The organism is Streptomyces sp. NPDC006529, from assembly GCF_040611795.1.
GTDB lineage: Bacteria > Actinomycetota > Actinomycetes > Streptomycetales > Streptomycetaceae > Streptomyces.
The window spans coordinates 129,768-150,910 of record NZ_JBEXPB010000003.1; the positions used below are offsets into that span (position 1 = coordinate 129,768).

The window sequence follows — 21,143 nt, forward strand, 5'->3', positions numbered from 1 at the left end:
CGAAGGGCCCCGGTCCGCTCGCGCGAACCGGGGCCCTTCCACAGGGTGAGTGACGGGACTTGAACCCGCGGCCACCTGGACCACAACCAGGTGCTCTACCAACTGAGCTACACCCACCATGCCCGGCGGGAATCCCGACCGGCCGATTAAAAGGGTACAGGGTCCGAGAGGGTGCTCGCTCCCACCTTTTCCCCGGCCCGCGGGGCCCCGCGCGGCAGGCCGCTATTCGGCGGGGATGACGTGCTTGGCGGCGATGGTCCGGGCGGTGTCCGAGTCCGGGCCCGGCTGCGGGACGAAGACCGCCTCGCGGTAGTAGCGCAGCTCGGCGATGGACTCCTTGATGTCCGCGAGCGCCCGGTGGTTGCCGCTCTTGGGCGGACTGTTGAAGTAGGCCCGCGGGTACCAGCGGCGCGCCAGCTCCTTGACCGAGGACACGTCCACGATCCGGTAGTGCATGTAGGCCTCGAGCGTGGCCATGTCGCGCAGCAGGAAACCGCGGTCGGTGCCGACCGAGTTCCCGCACAGCGGGGCCTTGCCCGGTTCCTTCACGTGCTTGCGTACGTAGGCCAGGACCTGGGCCTCGGCATCCGCGAGGGTGGTCCCGCCGGCCAGCTCGTCGAGCAGGCCGGACGAGGTGTGCATCTCGCGCACCACGTCGGGCATGGTCTCCAGGGCGGCGTCCGGCGGGCGGATCACGATGTCCACGCCTTCGCCGAGCACGTTGAGCTCCGAGTCGGTGACCAGTGCGGCCACCTCGATAAGTGCGTCGTCCGCCAACGAGAGCCCGGTCATCTCGCAGTCGATCCACACCATGCGATCGTTCATGCGTCCCACCTTATGCGGAGCTTTCCTTTCCACGGACCCCCCGGAGGGCGCCGGTGATGCGCCCGCCGGACGCGCAGGTGCCCCCGGCCCTGATCAAGGGCCGGGGGCACCTGCCGTTCAGCGGTGTCCGCCCGGGGCGGGGACTACGCGTGCTCGCGCAGGACCCGGCCGGGGGAGTACAGCTCGGTCACCGACGGTCCGGTGGCCGCCAGGGCGGCCGCGGCCCGCTGGGGCTGCGGTGTGCGCTGGTGCGGAACGGGCCCGTCCGAGAGCTGCCCCACCTGCGAGGCGTCGGCCTGCGGCCGGCGCGCCCGGTAGGCGGAGCGGTAGGCGGCGGGAGAGGACCCCAGCTGCCGGCGGAAGTGCCCGCGCAGCGCGACCGGCGAGCGGAAGCCGCAGCGGCCGGCCACCTCGTCGACCGAGTAGTCGGAGGTCTCCAGCAGCCGCTGCGCCTGGAGCACCCGCTGGGTGATCAGCCATTGCAGCGGCGCACTGCCGGTAAGCGAACGGAACCGCCGGTCGAAGGTGCGCCTGCTCATGTAGGCGCGCGCCGCCAGCGTCTCCACGTCGAACTGCTCGTGGAGGTGCTCCAGCGCCCAGGCGACGACCTCGGCGAGCGGGTCGGCGCCGATCTCCTCCGGCAGCGACCGGTCGAGGTAGCGCTCCTGGCCCCCGGTGCGGCGCGGCGGCACGACGAGCCGGCGGGCCAGTGCCCCGGCCGCCTCGCTGCCGTGGTCCGTGCGCACGATGTGGAGGCACAGGTCGATTCCGGCCGCGGTGCCCGCGGACGTCAGCACGTCGCCGTCGTCCACGAAGAGTTCGCGCGGGTCGACATGGACGGACGGATACCGCTTGGCCAGCGTCGGCGCGTACATCCAGTGCGTCGTCGCGGGCCGGCCGTCCAGCAGACCGGCGGCGGCGAGCACGAAGGCCCCCGTGCACAGTCCGACGATCCGGGCCCCCTCCTCGTGCGCCTGACGCAGTGCGTCGAGCGCCTCGGGCGGCGGCGGCGAAGTGATGGAGCGCCAGGCCGGAACGACGACCGTGCCTGCCCGGGCGATCGCCTCCAACCCGTACGGCGCGGTCAGTTCGAGCCCGCCGGTGGTCCGCAGCGGACCGTCCTCCCCGGCGCACACGAGCAGTCGATAGCGTGGAACTCCCGCGTCCTGCCGGTCAATGCCGAACACGGAGAGTGGAATGGAACTCTCGAAGATCGGACCGCCGCTGAAGAGCAGCACCGCAACAATTTCCCTGCGGCGGCGCCCTGCGAGCTTCCGGCCGGCGTCCGCGACGACGGCGGTGGAATCCTGGCTCATGGCGCTAAGCCCCCCTTGGGTGTCGCGACTCCTTGGTCTGGTCGCACCTGCACGTTTCCCCTCGGCCTTGCACGTGGATCCCCCGCCGTAAAAACATGATCGAATCTACTGCGTCCCGTGGTGTCGGCGTGACAAGTTCAGCACGCAGCGCTATGTCGACTTGGCAACTTGGCGAAAAGCATTCGATCAGGAACCCTTCCACTCCGCCAGGCGGGTGGGAAGTGCGCCGTCGGCCCCTGGCCAGTACGCATAGGGTCAGAGCGTTCCCCCGGCGCCGTCGTCCCTGGTGGTGGGGCGCTGGGCCGGGCGTTCCGGCAAGGGCGGGGTCCGGAAGTGAAGTTGGCTTAAAACGTGCGGGCGCGCGTGTGCGAATCAGTCATTCGTGGGGGGAAATCCCGCCGGACCCATGGCAGCCGCGGTGGGTTCCGGCCCCCGGGCGGGAGTGCCGGCCGCGGGGGGCGGAGCCCGGAGGCAGGGCCACCGGAACCCGCGCGGCGGCCCGCAGGGTCTTCTCCGACTGGCGCAGCATCACCCGGCACACCGCCGTGACGGCCACCAGGCCCAGGGTCGCGACCGCGGCCCCGCCGAAGGAGGTCCCGTAGACGACGAGGACCACGGGGACGAGCAGGCAGCTGAAGGCGGCCCAGCGCACCACGTCACCCGCCGGATCGGCGTCGGCCTCCCGGGCGGGGAGCACGGACGAGTGAAAGCAGCGGCGGCGGGACGGGGCGAGGGAGGCGCGTGAAGAGGGGAGGGGTGGAGCAGGCGGGGTCGGCGGAGCTGGCTGGACGGGGTGGACCGGATGACCGGGCACGGCGTACTCCCTGCGCTCTTCCTGGACGGTCGGACCCTTGTCCAACGCCGCGCGGCGGGGCTCGGTCACTGCGCGCAGGGGTGGCTCGTCACTGCCTGTAGGGGACAGCGGCCATTGCCAAGCGGCCCGCGCTCCGGCATGCTCCCTTCGACGCTCTCCAAGGGCGGCAAGGGGCGGCAAGCCCTGTGCACGGCAGGAGTGTCGCCGTACCCTGGGGGTAAGGGCTTGGGAAGATGGTTTCCCGGACAGACCCCCGTCACCCTGAGTCGCCGATTCCGCGCGACCCTGATCCCGAGGACCTTCGCCGAGACGCCCATGGCCGGTCACGAATTCTCCGAACCCGCGGACCGCAAGCGCAAGTCCCTCGCCGACTCCGCGTCGGCCGACCTGCGCGCGGTGGAACAGACACGTCTCGCCTGCGACCCGGCCTTCCGGCACGGGGTCGTGGTCGGATTCGACGGCTCGACGTCCAGCGAACGCGCGCTCGCCTACGCGATCGGCATGGCCCGCCGCTCCGGTTCCGGTCTGATCATCGTCCATGTGGCCAACCGGCTGCCCACCACGGTGTGGGCGGGCTGTGAGCCGCCGGTCTTCGTGGACGTCCCGGACCACCGCACCGAGGTGCTGGGGCTGGAACTCGCCTGCGCCGACTATCTGGCCGAGGTCCCGTGGATCCTGGTGGAGCGGGGCGGCGACATCTGCCACGAGCTGGAGGAGGTCGGCCGCGAGTACGCGGCCGACGCGATCGTGGTCGGCTCCACCCAGGGCTTCGTCGGGCGCCTCTTCGGTTCGGTGGCCGGCCGTCTCGCGAAGCGGGCCCAGCGGCCGGTCGTCGTCATTCCCTGATCCGGGCTCCCCGGGCGGCGCCCCCGCGACCCCTACTCCGTCACCAGTTGTGATCGCCCGGTCACGCGTCCCGTGACCCAGCCGTGACCCGCCGAATGGTGGAATGAGCGGTTGTGAAGGGTACATAAAAGCCGCTGGGACCCAGCACAAAACTGCAGATCGAAGGGAGCCCGCCGTGGACAATGACGTCTCTGCGGGAAGCACGGCCACGACGTCGACCCTGGGGCACCTGGCCCTGGGTCTGACCCTTCTCGCGTTCGGAATCGGCCACACCGGCATCATCAGCGGAGTGTCGGCCGCCGATTCCGTCTCGCTCGCCCTGTACATCGGCGGTCTCGCCCTGTTCGTCTGCGGGATCCTCGAATTCCGCGGCGGCAACGGCTTCAACGGCACGGCGTTCGCCGGCCTCGGCGCCTTCTGGTTCACCTGGGCCAGTGGGGCCGGAGACAAGGTGTCCGCGCACGCGGGCGGAACGTTTCTGGTGCTCTTCGCCCTGCTCGCGCTGAGCCTCGCCGTGGGCGCGGCGAGCGGTCCGTTCGGCCAGGGCCTGTACGGCCTGCTGTGCCTCTCGCTGGTGCTGCTCGCCATATCCGCCTTCGCGGGCAGCGGCTCGCTGGCCAAGGTGGCGGGCTGGGTCGCGGCGGTCGCCGGACTGCTGGGCTGGTACGCGGCCACCGCCGCGCTCGCCAAGTGGCCGATGGCGGTCGGCAGGCGCTCGCGCGGGGCCGTCCCCGCGAGCTGACCGCGGGCGGAACGCGGCCGCCCCTCGTGCGCGGGACGCACGAGGGGCGGTTCGCCGCCCGGGGGCGGGACGGCTATTCGACGGTGACCGACTTGGCCAGGTTGCGCGGCTTGTCGATGTCCCGGCCCAGGGACAGCGCCGTGTGGTAGGCGAGCAGCTGGAGCGGGATGCCCATCAGGATCGGGTCCAGCTCGTCCTCGTTCTTCGGCACCACAATGGTGTGGTCGGCCTTTTCCTGCGCCCGGTGGGCCACCGCAAGGATCCGGCCGCTGCGGGCCTTGATCTCCTCCAGGGCCGCGCGGTTCTTCTCCAGCAGGTCGTCGTCCGGCACGATCGCGACCGTGGGCATCGCGGGCTCGATCAGGGCGAGCGGGCCGTGCTTGAGCTCGGAGGCCGGGTAGGCCTCGGCGTGGATGTAGGAGATCTCCTTGAGCTTGAGCGAGGCCTCCAGCGCGACCGGGTAACCGCGCACCCGGCCGATGAACATCATCGACTTGGCCTCGGCGTACTCGGCGGCCAGCGCCTTGATGTCCTCTTCGCCCTCCAGGATCTCCTGGATCTGGGCGGGCAGCCTGCGAAGGCCCTCGATGATCCGCTTGCCGTCGGTGACGGACAGGTCGCGGATGCGGCCGAGGTGGACGGCGAGCAGCGCGAAGGCGACCACCGTGTTGGTGAAGCACTTGGTGGACACCACGCAGACCTCGGGGCCCGCGTGCACGTACACGCCGCCGTCGGCCTCGCGGGCGATGGCCGAGCCGACCACGTTGACCACGCCGAGGACGCGGGCGCCCTTGCGCTTGAGCTCCTGCACCGCCGCGAGCACGTCGTACGTCTCACCGGACTGCGACACCGCGATGTAGAGGGTGTCGGGGTCCACCACCGGGTTGCGGTAGCGGAACTCGGACGCCGGCTCGGCGTCGGCCGGGATCCGGGCCAGGCTCTCGATGAGGCCCGCGCCGATCAGACCGGCGTGGTAGGAGGTGCCGCAGCCCAGGATCTTGACCCGGCGGATGCCGCGCGCGTCGCGCGGGTCCAGGTTCAGGCCGCCCAGGTGCACGGTGGAGAAGCGGTCGTCGATCCGGCCGCGCAGCACGCGGTCGACCGCGTCGGGCTGCTCGGAGATCTCCTTGTGCATGTAGGTGTCGTGGCCGCCCATGTCGTAGGAGGCGGCCTCCCACTCCACGGTCTCCGGGGTGGCGGTGGTCGTCGTTCCGCTGGTGGTGTAGGTGCGGAAGTCGTCGGCCTTCAGGGTGGCCATCTCGCCGTCGTTGAGGGTGACGACCTGGCGGGTGTGGGCGATCAGCGCGGCGACGTCGGAGGCGACGAGCATCTCCTTCTCGCCGATGCCGAGGATGACGGGCGAGCCGTTGCGGGCGACGACGATGCGGTCGGCGAAGTCGGCGTGCATCACGGCGATGCCGTAGGTGCCCTCGATGACCTTGAGCGCCTCGCGGACCTTCTCCTCCAGGGTGTCCGCCTGGGCGCGGGCGATGAGGTGGACGATCACCTCGGTGTCGGTCTCGGAGGCGAAGACGACCCCGTCGGCCTCCAGCTTGGCGCGCAGCTCGGAGGCGTTGTCGACGATGCCGTTGTGGACGACGGCGACCTTGTTCTCGGGGTCCAGGTGCGGGTGGGAGTTGTGGTCGCTCGGGGCGCCGTGGGTGGCCCAGCGGGTATGGGCGATGCCGGTGGTGCCCGTGAAGCGCTTGGGGACCTTCGCCTCCAGGTCGCGGACCCGGCCCTTGGCCTTGACCATCTTCAGGGCGCCGGACTTGGGGGTGTTGACGACCATGCCGGCCGAGTCGTAGCCGCGGTACTCCAGTCGCTGGAGTCCCTCCAGCAGCAGCGGTGCCACGTCACGCTTGCCGATGTAACCCACAATTCCGCACATACGGTTCTGCCCCTCCTGAAGTTCGGTGTGTGTGCCCGCGGCGGCCCCTGGCCGCCCGGCCGGTTCAGCCGTAGACGATGCGGCGCAGCTGCCGCAGCGACAGCTCCGGCGGCGCCACGGCCCGGTGCGGCAGCTCGGCCGCGATGCGCTCGAAGATCTCCGCGTTCACCGCGCCGCCGGACTGCAGCTCGCGGTGGCGGCGCCGGACGAATTCCTCGGCCGTCTCGTCGAAGTACGCGAGGACGTCGAGCACCACCCGGGCGGCTTCGCCGCGGGGGAGCGCGGTGCTGCGCACCAGGTGGTCGACGAGGTCGTCATGCGACGGGCGGCGATCGGGCACCCGTAGATATTGACCGGAGATCGATCGGAACGCAAAAATCCTGCCCGGAATCGGGCAGGATTCAGCTGGTACGGACCAACGGAAGCGAATAATCCGGTCCTGGTCGGTCAGAAACGACGCAAAACGGCCTGCTTCGCGACCGAGAACTCGTCCTCCGTGAGTACTCCCACCCGATGCAGGTCGGCCAGCTCGCGCAGCCGCCGCAGCAGGGCGTCGTGGTCCGCCACCATCGTCTCCCCGGCCGACGGCTCCTGCGCCCAGGCCGGCGGAACGGCGTCCCGCGGGGCCGCCGGGTGCGGCAGCCGCGCCAGCACGGCCGCCGCCACCAGAGCCATCAGCGGGTCCTTCTTGAAGCCGAACAGCTCCACGGCGTACGGGTCGTACTTCGGCGCGGGAGCGGGCGGCGCGCCCGTCAGGGCGAAACGGAGGTAGCCGGTCTCGATCCCCGCCGCGGGGAACCACTCCACCGACCGCAGGTCGGCCGCCCGGAAGTCCCGCGGGCCCGCGGACCTCTTCGACTCCTCGGTCTTCCAGTTCCAGTCCAGCGCGATCCGGTCCCCGTCGAAGGACACCGATCCGTCCCCGGCGCTCACCGAGAGCGGCACCGCGGGCCCCGGCAGCAGGTAGCCGGTCACGGGCCCTGCGTCCATCCCGTCCAGCAGCAGCGCACGCCGCACCTCGTCCACGAAGTACTCCGCGACGCCCGCGCGGTCCGCCACCGTCAGCACGTACGGGTCCGAGCCCTCCGGCAGCCGCCCGCCCGCCACCTGGAGCAGGGGATCGGCCCCGTCCCGCAGCCGCAGCCGCAACCGCCCCGCCTTGCGCCCCGGTTCGAAGGAGATCCCCGCCAGTGCCCCCAGCGGCACGGCCACCTCACCGAGGGTCTGCCGCAGCAGCCCCACCCCCTTGTCGTGGCCCGGCACGATGCGCACCGCGTCCCCGTCGAAGCTCCAATTGCCATCCTTCTGGATGATTTCCGCCATGCCCGGATTCTCGCACCGTGCGCACGGCCGTTCCTGGCCTATACCTGGGCTCATGAGAGTCCCGCGCACCTTCGCCGCCCTGCTGGTCCTCATGGCGGCGGTCTCCTGCTCCGCGGCCCAGGGCGACGACGCGAAACCGGGGGCCCCGGCGCCCGTGCTGCCCGCCTTCCAGCGGCTGCTCCCGGCGCCCGAACGGGCCGTAGCGGCCGCCCCGGGCACCGGCTACCCCCTCGGTCCGGGCACGGTGATCCGCGCCGATCCCTCCTCGCCGGACACCCGGGAGGCCGCCGACCGGCTCGCCGAGCAGCTGCGCGCCACCAGCGGCCTGTCGTTGCTGGTGGTGGACAGCGACGAGCGGGAGGGGATCCTGCTGCGGATCGACGAGGGGGCCGCCCGGCTGGGGGCGGAGGGGTACGAGCTGACCTCCGGCCCCGGCGCCGTGACCCTGACCGCCCGCACCCCGGCCGGCCTCTTCTACGCGGTGCAGACCCTGCGCCAGCTGGTCCCCGCGGCGGGCGGCGGGCTCGTCCAGGGCGGCACGATCACCGACCGGCCGCGCTTCGCCTACCGGGGCGTGATGCTGGACATCGCCCGCCACTACTTCCCGGTCGGCCAGGCGAAGCGGTACGTCGACCAGCTCGCCCAGTACAAGGTCAACACGCTGCACGTGCACCTGAGCGACGACCAGGGCTGGCGGCTCGCCGTCGACGCGTGGCCGCGGCTGGCGACGTACGGGGGCGCCGGCGAGGTCGGCGCCGGGCTCGGCGGGGCGTGGAGCAAGGAGGAGTACCGCTCGCTGGTGGAGTACGCGCGGGAGCGGCACGTCGAGGTGGTGCCCGAGATCGACATGCCGGGGCACACCAACGCGGCGCTGGCCTCCTACGCGGAGCTGAACTGCGACGGCAAGGCCCCCGCGCGCTACACCGGGATCAAGGTCGGCTTCAGCTCCCTGTGCGTGCGCAAGGAGGTGACGTACCGGTTCATCGACGACGTGCTCGGCGAGCTGGCGGAGCTGACCCCCGGCCGGTACCTGCACATCGGCGGGGACGAGGCGCACAGCACCACCGCCGAGGACTACGCGGCGTTCATGGACCGGGCGCAGGAGTCGGTGGCCCGGTACGGGAAGACCGCCGTGGCCTGGCACCAGCTCGCGGGGGCCCGCCCGGCGGACGGGGCGGTGCTCCAGTACTGGGGGACGGCGTCCACCTCGGCCACCGAGAAGGGGAAGGTGGCGGACGCCGCGAAGAACGGGCACCCGCTGATCCTGTCCCCGGCGGACCGGCTCTACCTCGACATGAAGTACGACGCGACGACGGGGCCCGGGCTGACCTGGGCCGGATACGTGCCGGTGCGCCGGGCCTACGACTGGGACCCGGGGACCTACCTGGGCGGGGCCGGCGTCCCGGAGTCCGCGGTGCTGGGGGTGGAGGCCCCGCTGTGGACCGAGACCATCGGGACCCGGGCCGACCTGGAGTTCATGGCCTTCCCGCGGGTGCTGGGGCTCGCGGAGCTGGGCTGGGCGCCGAAGACCGCGCACGGCTGGACGGGGTACGCGCGGCGGCTGGCGGACCAGGGGCCGCGGCTGGACGAGCAGGGCGTGACGTTCTACCGGGCTCCGGACGTCCCCTGGTCGTGATCCGGGGGCCGGGGAGGCCGGGCGCGCTGTGCGAGGGACCGTATCGCACGGCGCGCCCGGCCCGCGGTCACCGCCGCGCGAAGGGCGCGACGGGGTTCTTGAGGGTGCCGACCAGCTGGAGTGCGGCGGCCGGGTCGGCGAGGTCGACCATCTGCTTGTTGTTGCGCAGCTGGAGCCGGTTCAGGCAGGACAGCTGGAACTCCTCGGCGAAGAGGTCGTAGCGCTCGAAGCGCTCCGCGAGCTGCGGCATCGACTCCTGGTAGGCGTGCCCGCACTCGGCGACCGCCCGCCAGAAGACGGCCTCCTCGCAGATGCCCTCCTCTTCCAAAATGGAGCCCAGGAAGCGGAAGAAGCAGTCGAAGACGTCCGTGAAGATCGACAGCAGCTTCATGTCCTCCGGGATGTCCGCCCGGACCCGCTCGACCGCGGGCGGCAGCACCGCGTCCGGGTCCATGACCACGATCTCCTCGGCGATGTCCTTGAAGACCGCCCGCTTCACCACGCCGCCCTCGATGACGAGGATGGTGTTCTCGCCGTGCGGCATGTAGGCGAGGTCGTACTGGTAGAAGCAGTGCAGCAGCGGCACCAGGTAGGCGCGCAGGTAGGAGCGCAGCCACTCGGCCGGGCTCAGCCCGGACTCCTCGATCAGGGCGCCCACGAAGGACCGCCCCTCGGAGTCGACGTGCAGCAGCGAGGCCATGGTGGCCAGGCGCTCCCCGTCGCGCAGGGACTCCACCGGGGACTCGCGCCACAGCGCGGCCAGCATCTTGCGGTACGGGGAGTACCGGTCGGTGGCGCGCTCGTACTGGCGGTGGTGGTAGCCGATGGCCGCCCGCTCGCGGATGATCGAGAAGTCGACCGAGCGCAGCGTCTCGTCGCTCTGGATCAGCTGGTGCAGCCAGTCGTTGATGGCCGGGGTGGCCTCCATGTAGGCGGCGGAGAGGCCGCGCATGAAGCCCATGTTGAGGACCGAGATCGCCGTCTTGACGTAGTGCTTGCCGGGCGCGCTCGTGTTGAAGAACGTCCGGATCGACTGCTGGGCGAGGTAGGCGTCCTCGCCCTCGCCGAGCAGCACCAGCCGCCGGTTCGCGATCTCGGCCGCGAAGGTGACGGAGGTCTTGTTCCACCACTGCCAGGGGTGGACCGGCATCAGGTGGTAGTCCGCGAGGTCCAGGCCCAGCTCCGCGAGGCGCGCCGCGAAGCCCTCGACCGCCTTCTCGCCCAGCTCCGCGCGGACGAAGGAGTCGTGGTCCAGGCCCGCGCCCGCGGTGAAGGTGGAGACGTCCTTGTGCGCGGCGACCCACACGAGGTGGACGGGGCTCGCGGCCTCCGGGGCGTAGGAGCGGAACTCGTCGACGCCGAAGCCGAGGCGGCCGTTGTTGGCCACGAAGCAGGGGTGGCCCTCTGTCATGCCGGTCTCGATGTCCTGGAAGGAGGACGTGGCGAGGACGGCGGCCGGGACCTGCTCCTTGGTGTACTTGAACGCCGATCCGGCGAGCGTGGAGGAGATCTCCTCCAGGTACACCGGCAGCACCTCGGGGCTCAGTCCGAGCGTCTCGCGCAGCTCGATGTGGAAGTCGAGCGCGTCGAGCGGGAGTTCGCGGCCGTCCCGGTGGCGGCTGACCGAGGACTCCTCGACCGCCCAGTGGTCCAGCGCGCGGCGCCGGGCGGTGAAGCGGTACTCCACGCTCCCGTCGTCGCTGCGGACGGCGTAGCGGTCGTCGCCCAGCGGCTCGGGGGTCAGCAGGCGCTCGTGCGAGAACTCCGCGAGGCCCTTGCGGACGAGGGCGCGGTTGGCCCGCTCCCACAGTGCGGGGGAGAGGTGGGAGACGGCGTCGGCGAGGTTCATATGGAGGCCCCCTGCGCGGCCGTGGCGGCCTCGAACTGCGCGCGGGTGCAGAAGCTCAGCAGGGCTTCCTTCTCCGGCTTGGTGACGGGGCCGTCGGGCACGAAGCCGACCGCCGCGTTGAGGGCGTGCACGGCGGTGTTGCGGACGTCGGGTTCGACGACCACGCGCGCGGTGGCGGGGTCCGCGAACAGGGCCGCCATGACGGTGGTGATGACGGCGCGGGTGAAGCCGTGCACCGGCCGGTCGCTCGGAGCGACCAGGAAGTGCATGCCGACGTCCCCGGTCCGGGCGTCGTACAGGCCGGCCAGCTCCACCCGGCTCGGGTCGTAGCGCTCCATCAGGAAGGCCGGGCGGCCGTCGTGCAGGCCGAGGAACGCGTCGTGGTGCTCGGCCGCGGCGATCCTCATGTACTCGCGCTCGACGTCCGGCAGCGAGGCGTCCTGCATCATCCAGAACGCGGCCTTCGGATCGGTGACCCAGCGGTGCAGCGTCTCCGCGTCGACGAGGGGGTCCAGCGGCCGCAGGGCGAAGGTGCCGAGGGCCGGATCGGTGCGGGTGAAGAAGACGTCGGTGGTGCTCATGCGAGGCTGCCTTCCGGGGCGGCGAACTGCTGGAACGCGATGGACTTCTCGACCTTGTAGTACTCGCGGCCGAGCAGCTCCCCGATGATGTACGCGTTGCGGTACGCGGCCATGCCCAGGTCGGGCGAGGTGATCGAGTGGTTGTGGACCGTCCCGTTCTGGAGGAACACGCCACGGCCGGTGGTGTCGATGCTGTAGTTGCGGGCCGCGTCGGGGCGGCCGTGGGAGTCGAAGTTGAGGCGGTCGCGGACCGGGGCGAGGAACTCCGGCACGGTGTACTTGTAGCCGGTGGCCAGGACCAGGCCCTCGGTGACGAGGGTGAAGTCGCGCTCCTGCTCCTCCTGGCGCAGCCCCAGCGTGTACGCGCCCGCGGTGGTGTCGTAGGCCGCGGAGTTCAGCGAGGTGTTGGTCAGCAGGCTGGTCGGGACCGGACCCGGCGAGGAAACCTTCTTCTGGTAGAGCAGGTCGAAGATGGCGTTGATCAGCTCGCCGTCGATGCCCTTGAAGAGGTTCTTCTGCGAGGTCTCCAGGCGGTAGCGGGTGTCCTCGGGGAGCGCGTGGAAGTAGTCCACGTACTCGGGGGAGGTCATCTCCAGCGTTAGCTTGGTGTACTCCAGCGGGAAGAACCGCGGCGAGCGGGTGACCCAGTTGAGCCGGTAGCCGTGTACGTCGATCTCGGAGAGGAGGTCGTAGTAGATCTCGGCGGCGCTCTGGCCCGAGCCGACCAGGGTGATCGACTTCTTCTTCTGCAGCTCCGCCTTGCCGCGCATGTAGGCGGAGTTGTGCGTGAAGTCGCCGCCCAGGTCCGCGCAGGCCTGCGGGACGAAGGGCGGGGTGCCGGTGCCGAGGACCAGGTGGCGGGCACGGTGCACGGAGCCCTGGTCGGTGTGGACCTCGTACAGGCCGGCGGCCTCGTCGTAGGTGACCTCGGTGACGGAGGTGGAGTACAGGACGTTGTCGAGCCGGTCGGCGGCCCAGCGGCAGTAGTCGTTGTACTCGGCGCGCAGCGGGTAGAAGTTCTCCCGGATGTAGAAGGAGTACAGCCGGTCCTTGTCCTTCAGGTAGTTCAGGAAGGAGAAGGGCGAGGTGGGGTCGGCCAGCGTGACCAGGTCCGACATGAACGGCGTCTGCAGGTGCGCGCCGTCCAGGAACATCCCGGCGTGCCATTCGAAGTGCGGCTTCGACTCGATGAACAGGCCGTCGAGCTCGTCGATCGGCGCCGTCAGGCAGGCCAGTCCCAGGTTGAAGGGACCGAGTCCGATGGCGATGAAATCGTGCGGCCCGCGGGGTTCACGGAGGTCACGAGGCGTGGACAAGGGATTCTCCCAGGTACTGCTCGGCGTGCGCGGCGAGCAGGTCGAGGACGGCCGCGATGTCGGACGTCGTGGTCTGCGGGTTGAGGAGGGTGAACTTGAGGTACTGGTCGCCGTCCACCTTGGTGCCGGCGACGACCGCCTCGCCCGAGGCGAACAGGGCCTTGCGGGCGTGCAGGTTGGCCTCGTCGACCAGGTCGGCGCGGAACTCGCCCGCGTCCGGGCCGGGGACGTAACGGAAGACCAGCGTGGAGAGCTGCGGTTCGACGACGACCTGGAAGCGGGGGTCGGCGGCGATCAGCTTCCAGCCCTCGGCGGCCAGGTCGACGACCTCGTCGAAGAGCGAGCCGATGCCGTCCGCGCCCATCACCCGCAGGGTCATCCAGAGCTTGAGCGCGTCGAAGCGGCGCGTGGTCTGGATCGACTTGTCGACCTGGTTGGGGATGCGCTCCTCGGCCATCCGGCGCGGGTTGAGGTAGTCCGCGTGGTAGGTGGCGTGCCCCAGGGTGTCGCGCTCGCGCACCAGCATCGCGCTGGAGGAGACGGGCTGGAAGAACGACTTGTGGTAGTCGACCGTGACCGAGTCGGCCCGCTCGATGCCGTCGAGGAGGTGGCGGCGGGTGGGGGAGGCCAGCAGGCCGCAGCCGTAGGCGGCGTCCACGTGCATCCACGCGCCGTGCTCGGCGGCCAGGTCGGCGATCTCCTGGAGCGGGTCGATGGACCCGAAGTCGGTGGTGCCCGCGGTGGCGACGACCGCCATCGGGACGAGGCCCTCGCGGACGCAGTCCTCCAGCTCCAGGGCGAGGACCGAGGTGTCCATGCGGCGCTTGCCGTCGCAGGGGACGGAGATGACCGCCTCGTAGCCGAGGCCGAGCATGGCGGCCGACTTCTTGACGCTGAAGTGGCTGCACTCGGAGGCGAAGATGCGCAGCTTCGGGAGCACCTGCGCCTTGGTGGGGCCGGCCTGGGCACCCTGGCCGGCCTGCATGACGGTCCGGCAGGCCTCGTCCCGGGCCAGGAGCAGCGCGTGGAAGTTCGACTGGCTGCCGCCGGAGGTGAAGACGCCGTCCGCGCGGGGGCCGAGGCCGATGCGCCGGGCGGTCCAGTCGACCATGCGGCGCTCGATGAGCGTGCCGCCGATGGACTGGTCCCAGGTGTCGAGCGAGGAGTTGACGGCGGAGAGGACCGCCTCGCCGAGGACGGCCGGGATGACGACCGGGCAGTTGAGGTGGCCGAGGTAGCGCGGGTGGTGGAAGTACACCGCGTCGCGCAGGTAGACCTCTTCCAGTTCGTCCAGGACGAGGGCCGGGTCCTCCAGCGGCTTGTCGAGGTCGATCCCGTTGATGACCGGGGCGAGTGCGTCGACGGAGATGCCGGTGTGGGGGCGCTCCGTGGTGGCGATCTTGGCGGCCACGCGTGCGACGCCCTCGGTGACGGAACGCCGGTAGAGGTCCGCGGTCGTCTCGTTGAGCAGATGCTGACGCATCAACTGGTTCCTCCGGGCGGGGAAGAGGCGGGGAGTGGGCTGGCGTTGATTAGGTTAGCCTAACCTAAGTCGTGCACCAAATAGAGAGGGGCCCCGGCCAAAGCCGGGGCCCCTCTCCCATGTCGCGTACTACAGCGCGGAGTCGGGTTCCTCGCTGGGCGCCTCGCCCGCGTACGCTTCGGCGAGCAGCTGCTCCTCGCTGGTCCCGAGCCGCCAGTACCCGGTGAAGCGCACCGCCCGTCGGTCGACGCACCGTTCCTGCACGACGTGGCGGCGGACCGCCCGCACCGTGCCGGCCTCGCCCGCGATCCACGCGTACGGGGCCTGCGCGTGCGGCGCTTCGGCCGCGCGCAGCACCCGGAGGACCTGGTCGGTGCGCCCGGAGCCCGGCTCCGTGCGGACGATCCAGGTGATGTCCGCGTCCGCCGCGGTCGGGAGCACGATCCGGTCGTCCTCGTGCGGCACCTCGAACCAGGCCCTGACCCGGGCGCCGGCCGGGAGCCGGTCCAGGATCGCCGCGGCCGCGGGCAGCGCGGTCTCGTCGGCGTACATCAGGATCAGGTCGGTGGCCGCGGGCGGCTGGAAGCGGACGGACTTGTTCTCCGCGACGGCCGGGCCGATCGCCAGGATCCGGCGGCCGGAAACCGCCCTGCCCGCCCAGAAGGAGGCGGGGCTCCCGTCCCCGTGCAGGACGAAGTCGATGTCGATCTCGTCCACGCCCTCCTCCGTGCGCCGCTGCTCGCGCACGGTGTACGACCGCATCACCGGACGCTCCTCCTCCGGCATCGCCCGCCAGGCGCCGAACCAGGTCTCCTCGTCCGTGGACGGGAGCACGGTGTGCTCCCGGTGGGGCGGCGGGAGGAAGAGCGAGAGGCTCTGGTCGTAGCCGCCGGAACGGAAGTCCGCGAGCGAGGGGCCGCCGAACGTGACGCGCAGGAAGGAGTGGCCGAGGCGCCGGGTGCGCAGCACGTCGAGCGCGAAGAACCGGAAGTGGGCGACGGCGGCCGGGGCCGGTGCGGTGACGGTCATGCGGAGGGTCCCCCTGGGAGTCGGTGCGTGCGGCGGCCGGAGCGGGCGCGGTGGCGGGCGCGGGCGGCGTCCGCCACCACTGCCGGGCTCAGCCGAGCTTCTTGGCCTTCTCGATGGAGGCGGCCAGGTCCTCGACGAGCTTGGCGGCCTTGTCGTAGGAGTAGATCGGCTCGGTGACGCGCGGGATGACCTGGCCGGCCTTGACGGCGGGCAGTTCGTTCCAGGTCGGCTTGGCCTTCAGGGCCTCCGGCTGGAGGGCGGAGCTGCGGTTGTCGAGCATGATCACGTCGGCCTTGTACTTGCCGGCGTTCTCCCAGCTGAGGCTCTCGAAGAAGCCGCCCGCGTCCAGCTTCTCGGGGGTGACGAACTCGACGCCCAGCTCCTCGAAGTACTTCAGGTCGGCGGAGGTCTTCGCGGTCGAGACGTAGAACATCTCCTCCGCGCCCGAGCCGACGAGCACCTTGACGCCCGGGTTGGCCTTGGTCGCCGCGCGCAGCTTGGCGGAGGCCGCCTCGAAGCGGGCCTTGGAGTCGACGACGTTCTTCGCGTTCATGTCGGCGCCCAGGGACTTCGCCAGCTCGGCCATCCGCTCCAGCGGCTTGGTGAGGGTGACGTCACCGCCCACCGCGATGGCGGCGGCCGGGGCCAGCTTCAGGATCTTGTCCTTGGAGGCCTCCGGGACGTACCAGTACGTACCGTCCCAGGTGTTGGTGAGCAGCAGGTCGGGCTGCAGGGCCGCGTACTTCTCCACGTTGAACTGGTCGTACACGTTGCCGAGGATCTCGACCTTCTTCACGTCCATCGAACCGGCCTGCACGTCCGGCTTGCCGTCCGGCAGGGTCGTCGGCCCGAACACGCCCTTGACCTGGATGCCGTAGTCGTACAGCGCGGCGGCCGTGCCGGTGAAGGCGACGATGTTCTTCGGCTTGGCCTTGAGCGAGACGTCCTTGCCGAGGTCGTCCTTGAACGTCCAGGCGCCCGCGCTCGCGCCGGCCGCGTCCGACCCGCCCTTCTCCGCTTTCGCGTCGGAGCCGCCGCACGCGGTGAGCGCGGCGACGAGACCGAGGGCGCCGCCCGCGGCGATCAGACCGCGGCGGGTGAGGAGGGAGGACCGGGACTTGGGCATGTGGGTGTCCGCTTTCGTGCGTTGCAGGGGCCGCTCTCGGCCGTTCGCAACGAAGGTTAGCCTAACCTCATGCCCTCTGGGTAAGGGGGTCCTAACTTCCGGCTCGAAACGTGATCCGGCGCCCGCCGCGTGAGCGACGGACGCCGGGTCTTCCGTATGTACGGGGCCTCGGTTCAGCCGGCGAAGCCCAGTTCGCGCGCGATGAGCATGCGCTGCACCTCGCTGGTGCCCTCGCCGATCTCCAGGATCTTGGAGTCCCGCCACATGCGGGCCACCGGGTACTCGTTCATGAAGCCGTACCCGCCGTGGATCTGGGTGGCCTCGCGGGCGTTGTCGACCGCTACCGTCGAGGAGTACAGCTTCGCGAGCGCCGCCTCCTTCTTGAACGGCTCCCCGTGCACCAGCCGCGACGCCGCGTCCCGCCAGCCGAGGCGCGCCATGTGCGCGCGCATCTCCATGTCCGCCAGCTTGAACTGGATCGCCTGGTTGTCGCCGATCGGGCGGCCGAAGGCGTGCCGCTCCTTGGCGTACTTCACCGACTCGTCCACACAGCCCTGGGCCAGGCCCGTCGCGAGCGCCGAGATGGCGATCCGGCCCTCGTCCAGGATCCGCAGGAACTGGGCGTAGCCCCGGCCCTCCGCGCCCACCAGGTTGGCGAGCGGCACCCGGACATCGGCGAAGGACAGCTCGCGGGTGTCGGAGGAGTTCCAGCCGACCTTGGAGTACGGCGCCGCGACCGTGAAGCCGGGGGTGCCGGACGGCACGATGATCGAGGAGATCTCGGGGCGGCCGTCCGCCTTGCGGCCGGTGACCGCGGTGACCGTCACCAGAGCGGTGATGTCCGTACCGGAGTTGGTGATGAAGCACTTCGACCCGTTGATCACCCACTCGTCGCCGTCCCGGACGGCCGTGGTGCGGGTGCCGCCCGCGTCCGAACCGCCGTCGGGCTCGGTCAGGCCGAAGGCGCCGAGGATCTCGCCGGAGCACATCCGCGGCAGCCACTCCCGCTTCTGCTCCTCGGTGCCGAACAGGTGGATGGGCATGGCGCCCAGCGAGACGCCCGCCTCCAGGGTGATGGCGACGGAGGAGTCGACGCGGGCCAGCTCCTCCAGGGCGATGCCGAGCGCGAGGTAGTCGCCGCCCATGCCGCCGTACTCCTCCGGGAAGGGCAGGCCGAACAGGCCCATCCGGCCCATCTCGCGGACGATCTCGTACGGGAACTCGTGCCGCTCGTAGAGGTCGCCGATCTTCGGGGCGACCACGTCGTGCGCGAACGCCTCGACGGTGCGGCGGAGTTCCTCGTGCTCGGGGGTGAGCCGGTGGTCGAGGGGCATGGGTCTACTGCTCCTTGTGGGAGAGGGCTTTGACGGTGCGGGAGGGGCTGGGCCGCCCCAGCTGTCCGGCCATCCACACGCTCGTGGCGGTGAGGGCGGGCAGATCGACCCCGGTCTCGATGCCGAGGCCGTCGAGCATCCACACGAGGTCCTCGGTGGCGAGGTTGCCGGTGGCGCTCTTGGCGTACGGGCAGCCGCCGAGGCCGCCCGCGGAGGCGTCGACGACGGCGACCCCGTGCTGGAGCGCGGCCAGGGTGTTGGACAGGGCCTGCCCGTAGGTGTCGTGGAAGTGGACCCCGATCAGGCCGGTGCCCACGCCCCGCTCGTTCAGCGCGGTGAGCAGCGCCCCGACGTGGCCGGGGGTCGCGACGCCGATGGTGTCGCCGAGGCTCAGCTCGTCACAGCCGAGGTCGAGCAGGGCCTTGGCGACCGTGACGACCTGCCGGACCGGGACGGCCCCCTCCCACGGGTCGCCGAAGCACATGGAGAGGTAGCCGCGGACGTGCGCGCCGGCCTCCTTGGCGCGGGCGACGACCGGCTCGAACATGGCCAGGGACTCCGCGACGGTGCGGTTCAGGTTGCGGGCGGCGAAGGTCTCGGTCGCGGACCCGAAGACGGCGATCCGCCGCGCGCCCAGGGCCAGCGCCCGGTCCAGGCCGCGCTCGTTGGGCACGAGGACGGGCAGCTCCGCGGAGACGTCGGACAGCAGCGGGAAGAGGTCCTCCGCGTCCGCCAGCTGGGGCACCCACTTGGGGTGGACGAAGCTGGTCGCCTCGATGGTCGTGAGGCCCGCAGCGGCGAGGCGGTGGATGAACTCCGCCTTCACCGCGGTGGGGACGGAGGTCTTCTCGTTCTGCAGGCCGTCGCGGGCACCCACCTCGTGGATGCGGACCCGGGCCGGGAGGCCGGCTGCGGGGACGGCCATCGGGAGCCCGTTCACTTGTCCTCCCCGGTTGCGGCGGGGGTGACCACGGCCAGGATCTGGTCCATGGCGACCGTGGTGCCGGGGGTCACGTCGAGTTCGGTGACGGTGCCGGCGTGGGGCGCGGAGATGACGTGCTCCATCTTCATCGCCTCCACGACCAGGAGGCTCTGGCCCGCGGCCACCTCGTCCCCGACGGCCACCTTCACGACGGTGACGGTGCCGGGCATGGGGGCGGCCAGGGTGTCGGCGCCGGAGCGGCCGCGGCCGGTGAGGGACGCGGTGACGGGGTCGTGGCGCTGGACGTGCCAGGTGTCGCCGTCGCGGCCGAGCCAGGTCCCCTCCGGGGAGGGGGTGTGGGTGAAGCGGTGGGTGATGCCGTCGAGTTCGAGGGTGACGGTGTTCCGCGTGCGGGTGACGATGCGGCCGCGGGCCGGTGTGCCGGGGCTCCGCCCCGGGCCCCGCGCCTCAAACGCCGGCGGGGCTGGATGTGCCGGTGCGGCTGGAAGTGGCTCGGCGGCGAGGAGCAGTTCCGTGTCCTGGCCCGAGGGGCGGGTGCGGACTTCGACCGGGTCGGCGCCCGGGAGGCGGAAGTGGTGGACGGTCCAGGCGGGAGTGCCGCCCAGGCGCCAGCCGTTGGGGACGCCGAAGGGGTCGACCCACGATCCCTGCGCCGCCGGGCCGTCTTCGGGCGCGGCCAGCAGTGCGGCCGCCGCGTACACCTCGGCCGGGACCCCCTGCGGCAGGAGCTTGGCGAGGTCCCGCTCCACCAGCCCGGTGTCCAGGTCGCCCGAGACCACGTCCGGGTGGGCCAGCAGGCGCCGCAGGAAGCCGGTGTTGGTCTGGACGCCCAGAATCACCGTGTCCGCGAGCGCCGCCCGCAGGGTCCGCAGGGCGCTGGCCCGGTCCGGCCCGTAGGCGATGACCTTCGACAGCATCGGGTCGTAGGTGCTGCCGACCGGCACGCCCTCCGTCAGCCCGGAGTCGGTGCGCACCGCGCCCCCGTTCGGCTCCGAGAGCGCGAGCACGGTCCCGCCGGAGGGCAGGAACCCGCGCGCCGGGTCCTCGGCGCAGACGCGGGCCTCGATCGCGTGGCCGGTGAGGGCGATGTCGTCCTGGCCGAAGCCGAGGGGCTCGCCGGAGGCGACCCGCAGCTGCCACTCCACCAGGTCCAGGCCGGTCACCAGCTCGGTGACCGGGTGTTCGACCTGGAGGCGGGTGTTCATCTCCATGAAGTAGTACGAGGACGGGTCCCCGCCCGGCACGATGAACTCCACGGTGCCCGCGCCGACGTACCCGCAGGACCGGGCCGCCTCCACCGCCGCCGCGCCCATCGAGGCCCGGATCCGCGGGGTCAGCAGGACGCTCGGGGCCTCCTCGACGACCTTCTGGTGGCGCCGCTGGAGGGAGCACTCGCGCTCGCCGAGGTGGACGACGTGGCCGTGGGCGTCCGCCAGGACCTGGATCTCGATGTGCCGCGGGCGGTCGACCCAGCGCTCCACGAGCAGGGTGTCGTCGCCGAAGGAGGACCGCGCCTCGCGCCGCGCGGCCGCGATCTCCTCGCCGAGCAGGGCCTCGTCGCGGACCAGCCGCATGCCCTTGCCGCCGCCGCCCGCCGAGGGCTTGAGGAGGACCGGCATGCCGATCTCCCGGGAGGCGGCGGTCAGTTCGGCGTCGGTGAGCCCGCTGCCCGAGGAGCCGGGGACGACCGGTACGCCTGCCGTCCGTACCGTCTCCTTCGCGCGGATCTTGTCGCCCATCAGGGAGATCGCGCCGGCGGGCGGGCCGATGAAGACGAGCCCCGCCTCGGCGCAGGCCGCGGCGAAGGCGGCGTTCTCCGCGAGGAAGCCGTAGCCGGGGTGGACGGCCTCGGCGCCGGTGCGGCGGGCGGCATCCAGCAGCCGCTCCACCGACAGGTAGCTCTCGGCGGCCGCCGCCGGGCCGATCCGGACGGCCGTGTCCGCCTCCCGCACGTGGCGCGCGTCGGCGTCCGCGTCGCTGAACACGGCGACCGAGCGCACGCCGAGGCGCCGCAGCGTACGGATGACCCGGACCGCGATCTCGCCCCGGTTGGCCACCAGAACAGTGCTGAACATCGAAGAGGTCCTCA

General features: G+C 71.5%; 18 protein-coding genes and 1 tRNA gene. 3 read left to right on the plus strand and 16 right to left on the minus strand.

Annotated elements, in window-relative coordinates; genetic code table 11:
- Window positions 1-44: 44 nt before the first annotated feature.
- The 4 genes from ABZY31_RS04295 to ABZY31_RS04310 form a co-directional block, all read right to left on the minus strand.
- Window positions 45-117: transfer RNA gene (locus ABZY31_RS04295), tRNA-His, on the minus strand.
- A 105-nt stretch (window positions 118-222) separates the two neighbouring features.
- Entirely contained in the window at window positions 223-825 is a 603-nt protein-coding gene (gene orn, locus ABZY31_RS04300; protein ID WP_356404638.1) for an oligoribonuclease, read from the minus strand.
- 143 nt (window positions 826-968) lie between these two features.
- Window positions 969-2,141, minus strand: a complete 1,173-nt coding sequence (locus ABZY31_RS04305) for a helix-turn-helix domain-containing protein (protein WP_356404640.1) — start codon at window positions 2,139-2,141, stop codon at window positions 969-971.
- A 376-nt stretch (window positions 2,142-2,517) separates the two neighbouring features.
- The gene (locus ABZY31_RS04310; RefSeq protein ID WP_356404642.1) at window positions 2,518-2,838 is read right to left on the minus strand and encodes a hypothetical protein; all 321 of its coding nucleotides are present in this window, start codon (window positions 2,836-2,838) and stop codon (window positions 2,518-2,520) included.
- Between the two features lie 432 nt (window positions 2,839-3,270).
- On the opposite strand from ABZY31_RS04310, the gene ABZY31_RS04315 reads away from it, so the two are divergent.
- Both ABZY31_RS04315 and ABZY31_RS04320 read left to right on the plus strand, forming a co-directional pair.
- Window positions 3,271-3,801, plus strand: a complete 531-nt coding sequence (locus ABZY31_RS04315; RefSeq protein ID WP_356404644.1) for a universal stress protein — start codon at window positions 3,271-3,273, stop codon at window positions 3,799-3,801.
- Window positions 3,802-3,976: 175 nt separating this feature from the next.
- Window positions 3,977-4,543 carry an acetate uptake transporter gene (locus ABZY31_RS04320; RefSeq protein WP_356404646.1) on the plus strand — a complete coding sequence of 189 codons (567 nt, stop codon included), beginning with the start codon at window positions 3,977-3,979 and terminating at the stop codon, window positions 4,541-4,543.
- Window positions 4,544-4,616: 73 nt separating this feature from the next.
- Here ABZY31_RS04320 and glmS read toward each other — a convergent pair whose 3' ends face one another.
- From glmS to ABZY31_RS04335, 3 genes are all read right to left on the minus strand, one after another.
- The gene (gene glmS, locus ABZY31_RS04325) at window positions 4,617-6,434 is read right to left on the minus strand and encodes a glutamine--fructose-6-phosphate transaminase (isomerizing) (RefSeq protein ID WP_356404648.1); all 1,818 of its coding nucleotides are present in this window, start codon (window positions 6,432-6,434) and stop codon (window positions 4,617-4,619) included.
- A gap of 64 nt (window positions 6,435-6,498) precedes the next feature.
- The gene (locus ABZY31_RS04330; protein WP_356404650.1) at window positions 6,499-6,774 is read right to left on the minus strand and encodes a hypothetical protein; all 276 of its coding nucleotides are present in this window, start codon (window positions 6,772-6,774) and stop codon (window positions 6,499-6,501) included.
- 107 nt (window positions 6,775-6,881) lie between these two features.
- Entirely contained in the window at window positions 6,882-7,757 is an 876-nt protein-coding gene (locus ABZY31_RS04335; protein WP_356404652.1) for a DUF4429 domain-containing protein, read from the minus strand.
- A gap of 52 nt (window positions 7,758-7,809) precedes the next feature.
- Between ABZY31_RS04335 and ABZY31_RS04340 the strand changes: the two genes are divergently transcribed.
- Window positions 7,810-9,393 carry a beta-N-acetylhexosaminidase gene (locus ABZY31_RS04340; RefSeq protein ID WP_356404654.1) on the plus strand — a complete coding sequence of 528 codons (1,584 nt, stop codon included), beginning with the start codon at window positions 7,810-7,812 and terminating at the stop codon, window positions 9,391-9,393.
- Window positions 9,394-9,460: 67 nt separating this feature from the next.
- On the opposite strand, the gene ABZY31_RS04345 is transcribed toward ABZY31_RS04340, so the two are convergent.
- The 9 genes from ABZY31_RS04345 to ABZY31_RS04385 form a co-directional block, all read right to left on the minus strand.
- Window positions 9,461-11,242, minus strand: a complete 1,782-nt coding sequence (locus tag ABZY31_RS04345) for an IucA/IucC family siderophore biosynthesis protein (protein WP_356404656.1) — start codon at window positions 11,240-11,242, stop codon at window positions 9,461-9,463.
- Window positions 11,239-11,823: a GNAT family N-acetyltransferase gene (locus tag ABZY31_RS04350; protein ID WP_356404658.1), complete on the minus strand. Its 585-nt coding sequence runs from the start codon at window positions 11,821-11,823 to the stop codon at window positions 11,239-11,241. Before ABZY31_RS04350 ends, ABZY31_RS04345 begins: the two co-directional genes overlap by 4 nt.
- On the minus strand, window positions 11,820-13,139 hold the full coding sequence (locus ABZY31_RS04355) for a SidA/IucD/PvdA family monooxygenase (protein ID WP_356404660.1): 1,320 nt from the start codon (window positions 13,137-13,139) through the stop codon (window positions 11,820-11,822). The genes ABZY31_RS04350 and ABZY31_RS04355 overlap by 4 nt, the downstream gene beginning before the upstream one ends.
- Entirely contained in the window at window positions 13,123-14,622 is a 1,500-nt protein-coding gene (locus tag ABZY31_RS04360; RefSeq protein ID WP_356404662.1) for an aspartate aminotransferase family protein, read from the minus strand. The genes ABZY31_RS04355 and ABZY31_RS04360 overlap by 17 nt, the downstream gene beginning before the upstream one ends.
- 129 nt (window positions 14,623-14,751) lie before the next feature.
- Window positions 14,752-15,651 carry a siderophore-interacting protein gene (locus ABZY31_RS04365; protein WP_356404664.1) on the minus strand — a complete coding sequence of 300 codons (900 nt, stop codon included), beginning with the start codon at window positions 15,649-15,651 and terminating at the stop codon, window positions 14,752-14,754.
- An 88-nt stretch (window positions 15,652-15,739) separates the two neighbouring features.
- A complete protein-coding gene (locus ABZY31_RS04370; protein WP_356404666.1) occupies window positions 15,740-16,777 on the minus strand; it encodes an ABC transporter substrate-binding protein in 1,038 nt (345 codons plus the stop codon).
- Between the two features lie 173 nt (window positions 16,778-16,950).
- Window positions 16,951-18,111 carry an acyl-CoA dehydrogenase family protein gene (locus ABZY31_RS04375; RefSeq protein WP_356404668.1) on the minus strand — a complete coding sequence of 387 codons (1,161 nt, stop codon included), beginning with the start codon at window positions 18,109-18,111 and terminating at the stop codon, window positions 16,951-16,953.
- 4 nt (window positions 18,112-18,115) lie between these two features.
- The gene (locus ABZY31_RS04380) at window positions 18,116-19,036 is read right to left on the minus strand and encodes a hydroxymethylglutaryl-CoA lyase (protein ID WP_356404867.1); all 921 of its coding nucleotides are present in this window, start codon (window positions 19,034-19,036) and stop codon (window positions 18,116-18,118) included.
- Window positions 19,037-19,047: 11 nt separating this feature from the next.
- The gene (locus tag ABZY31_RS04385) at window positions 19,048-21,129 is read right to left on the minus strand and encodes a biotin carboxylase N-terminal domain-containing protein (protein ID WP_356404670.1); all 2,082 of its coding nucleotides are present in this window, start codon (window positions 21,127-21,129) and stop codon (window positions 19,048-19,050) included.
- Window positions 21,130-21,143 lie beyond the last annotated feature (14 nt).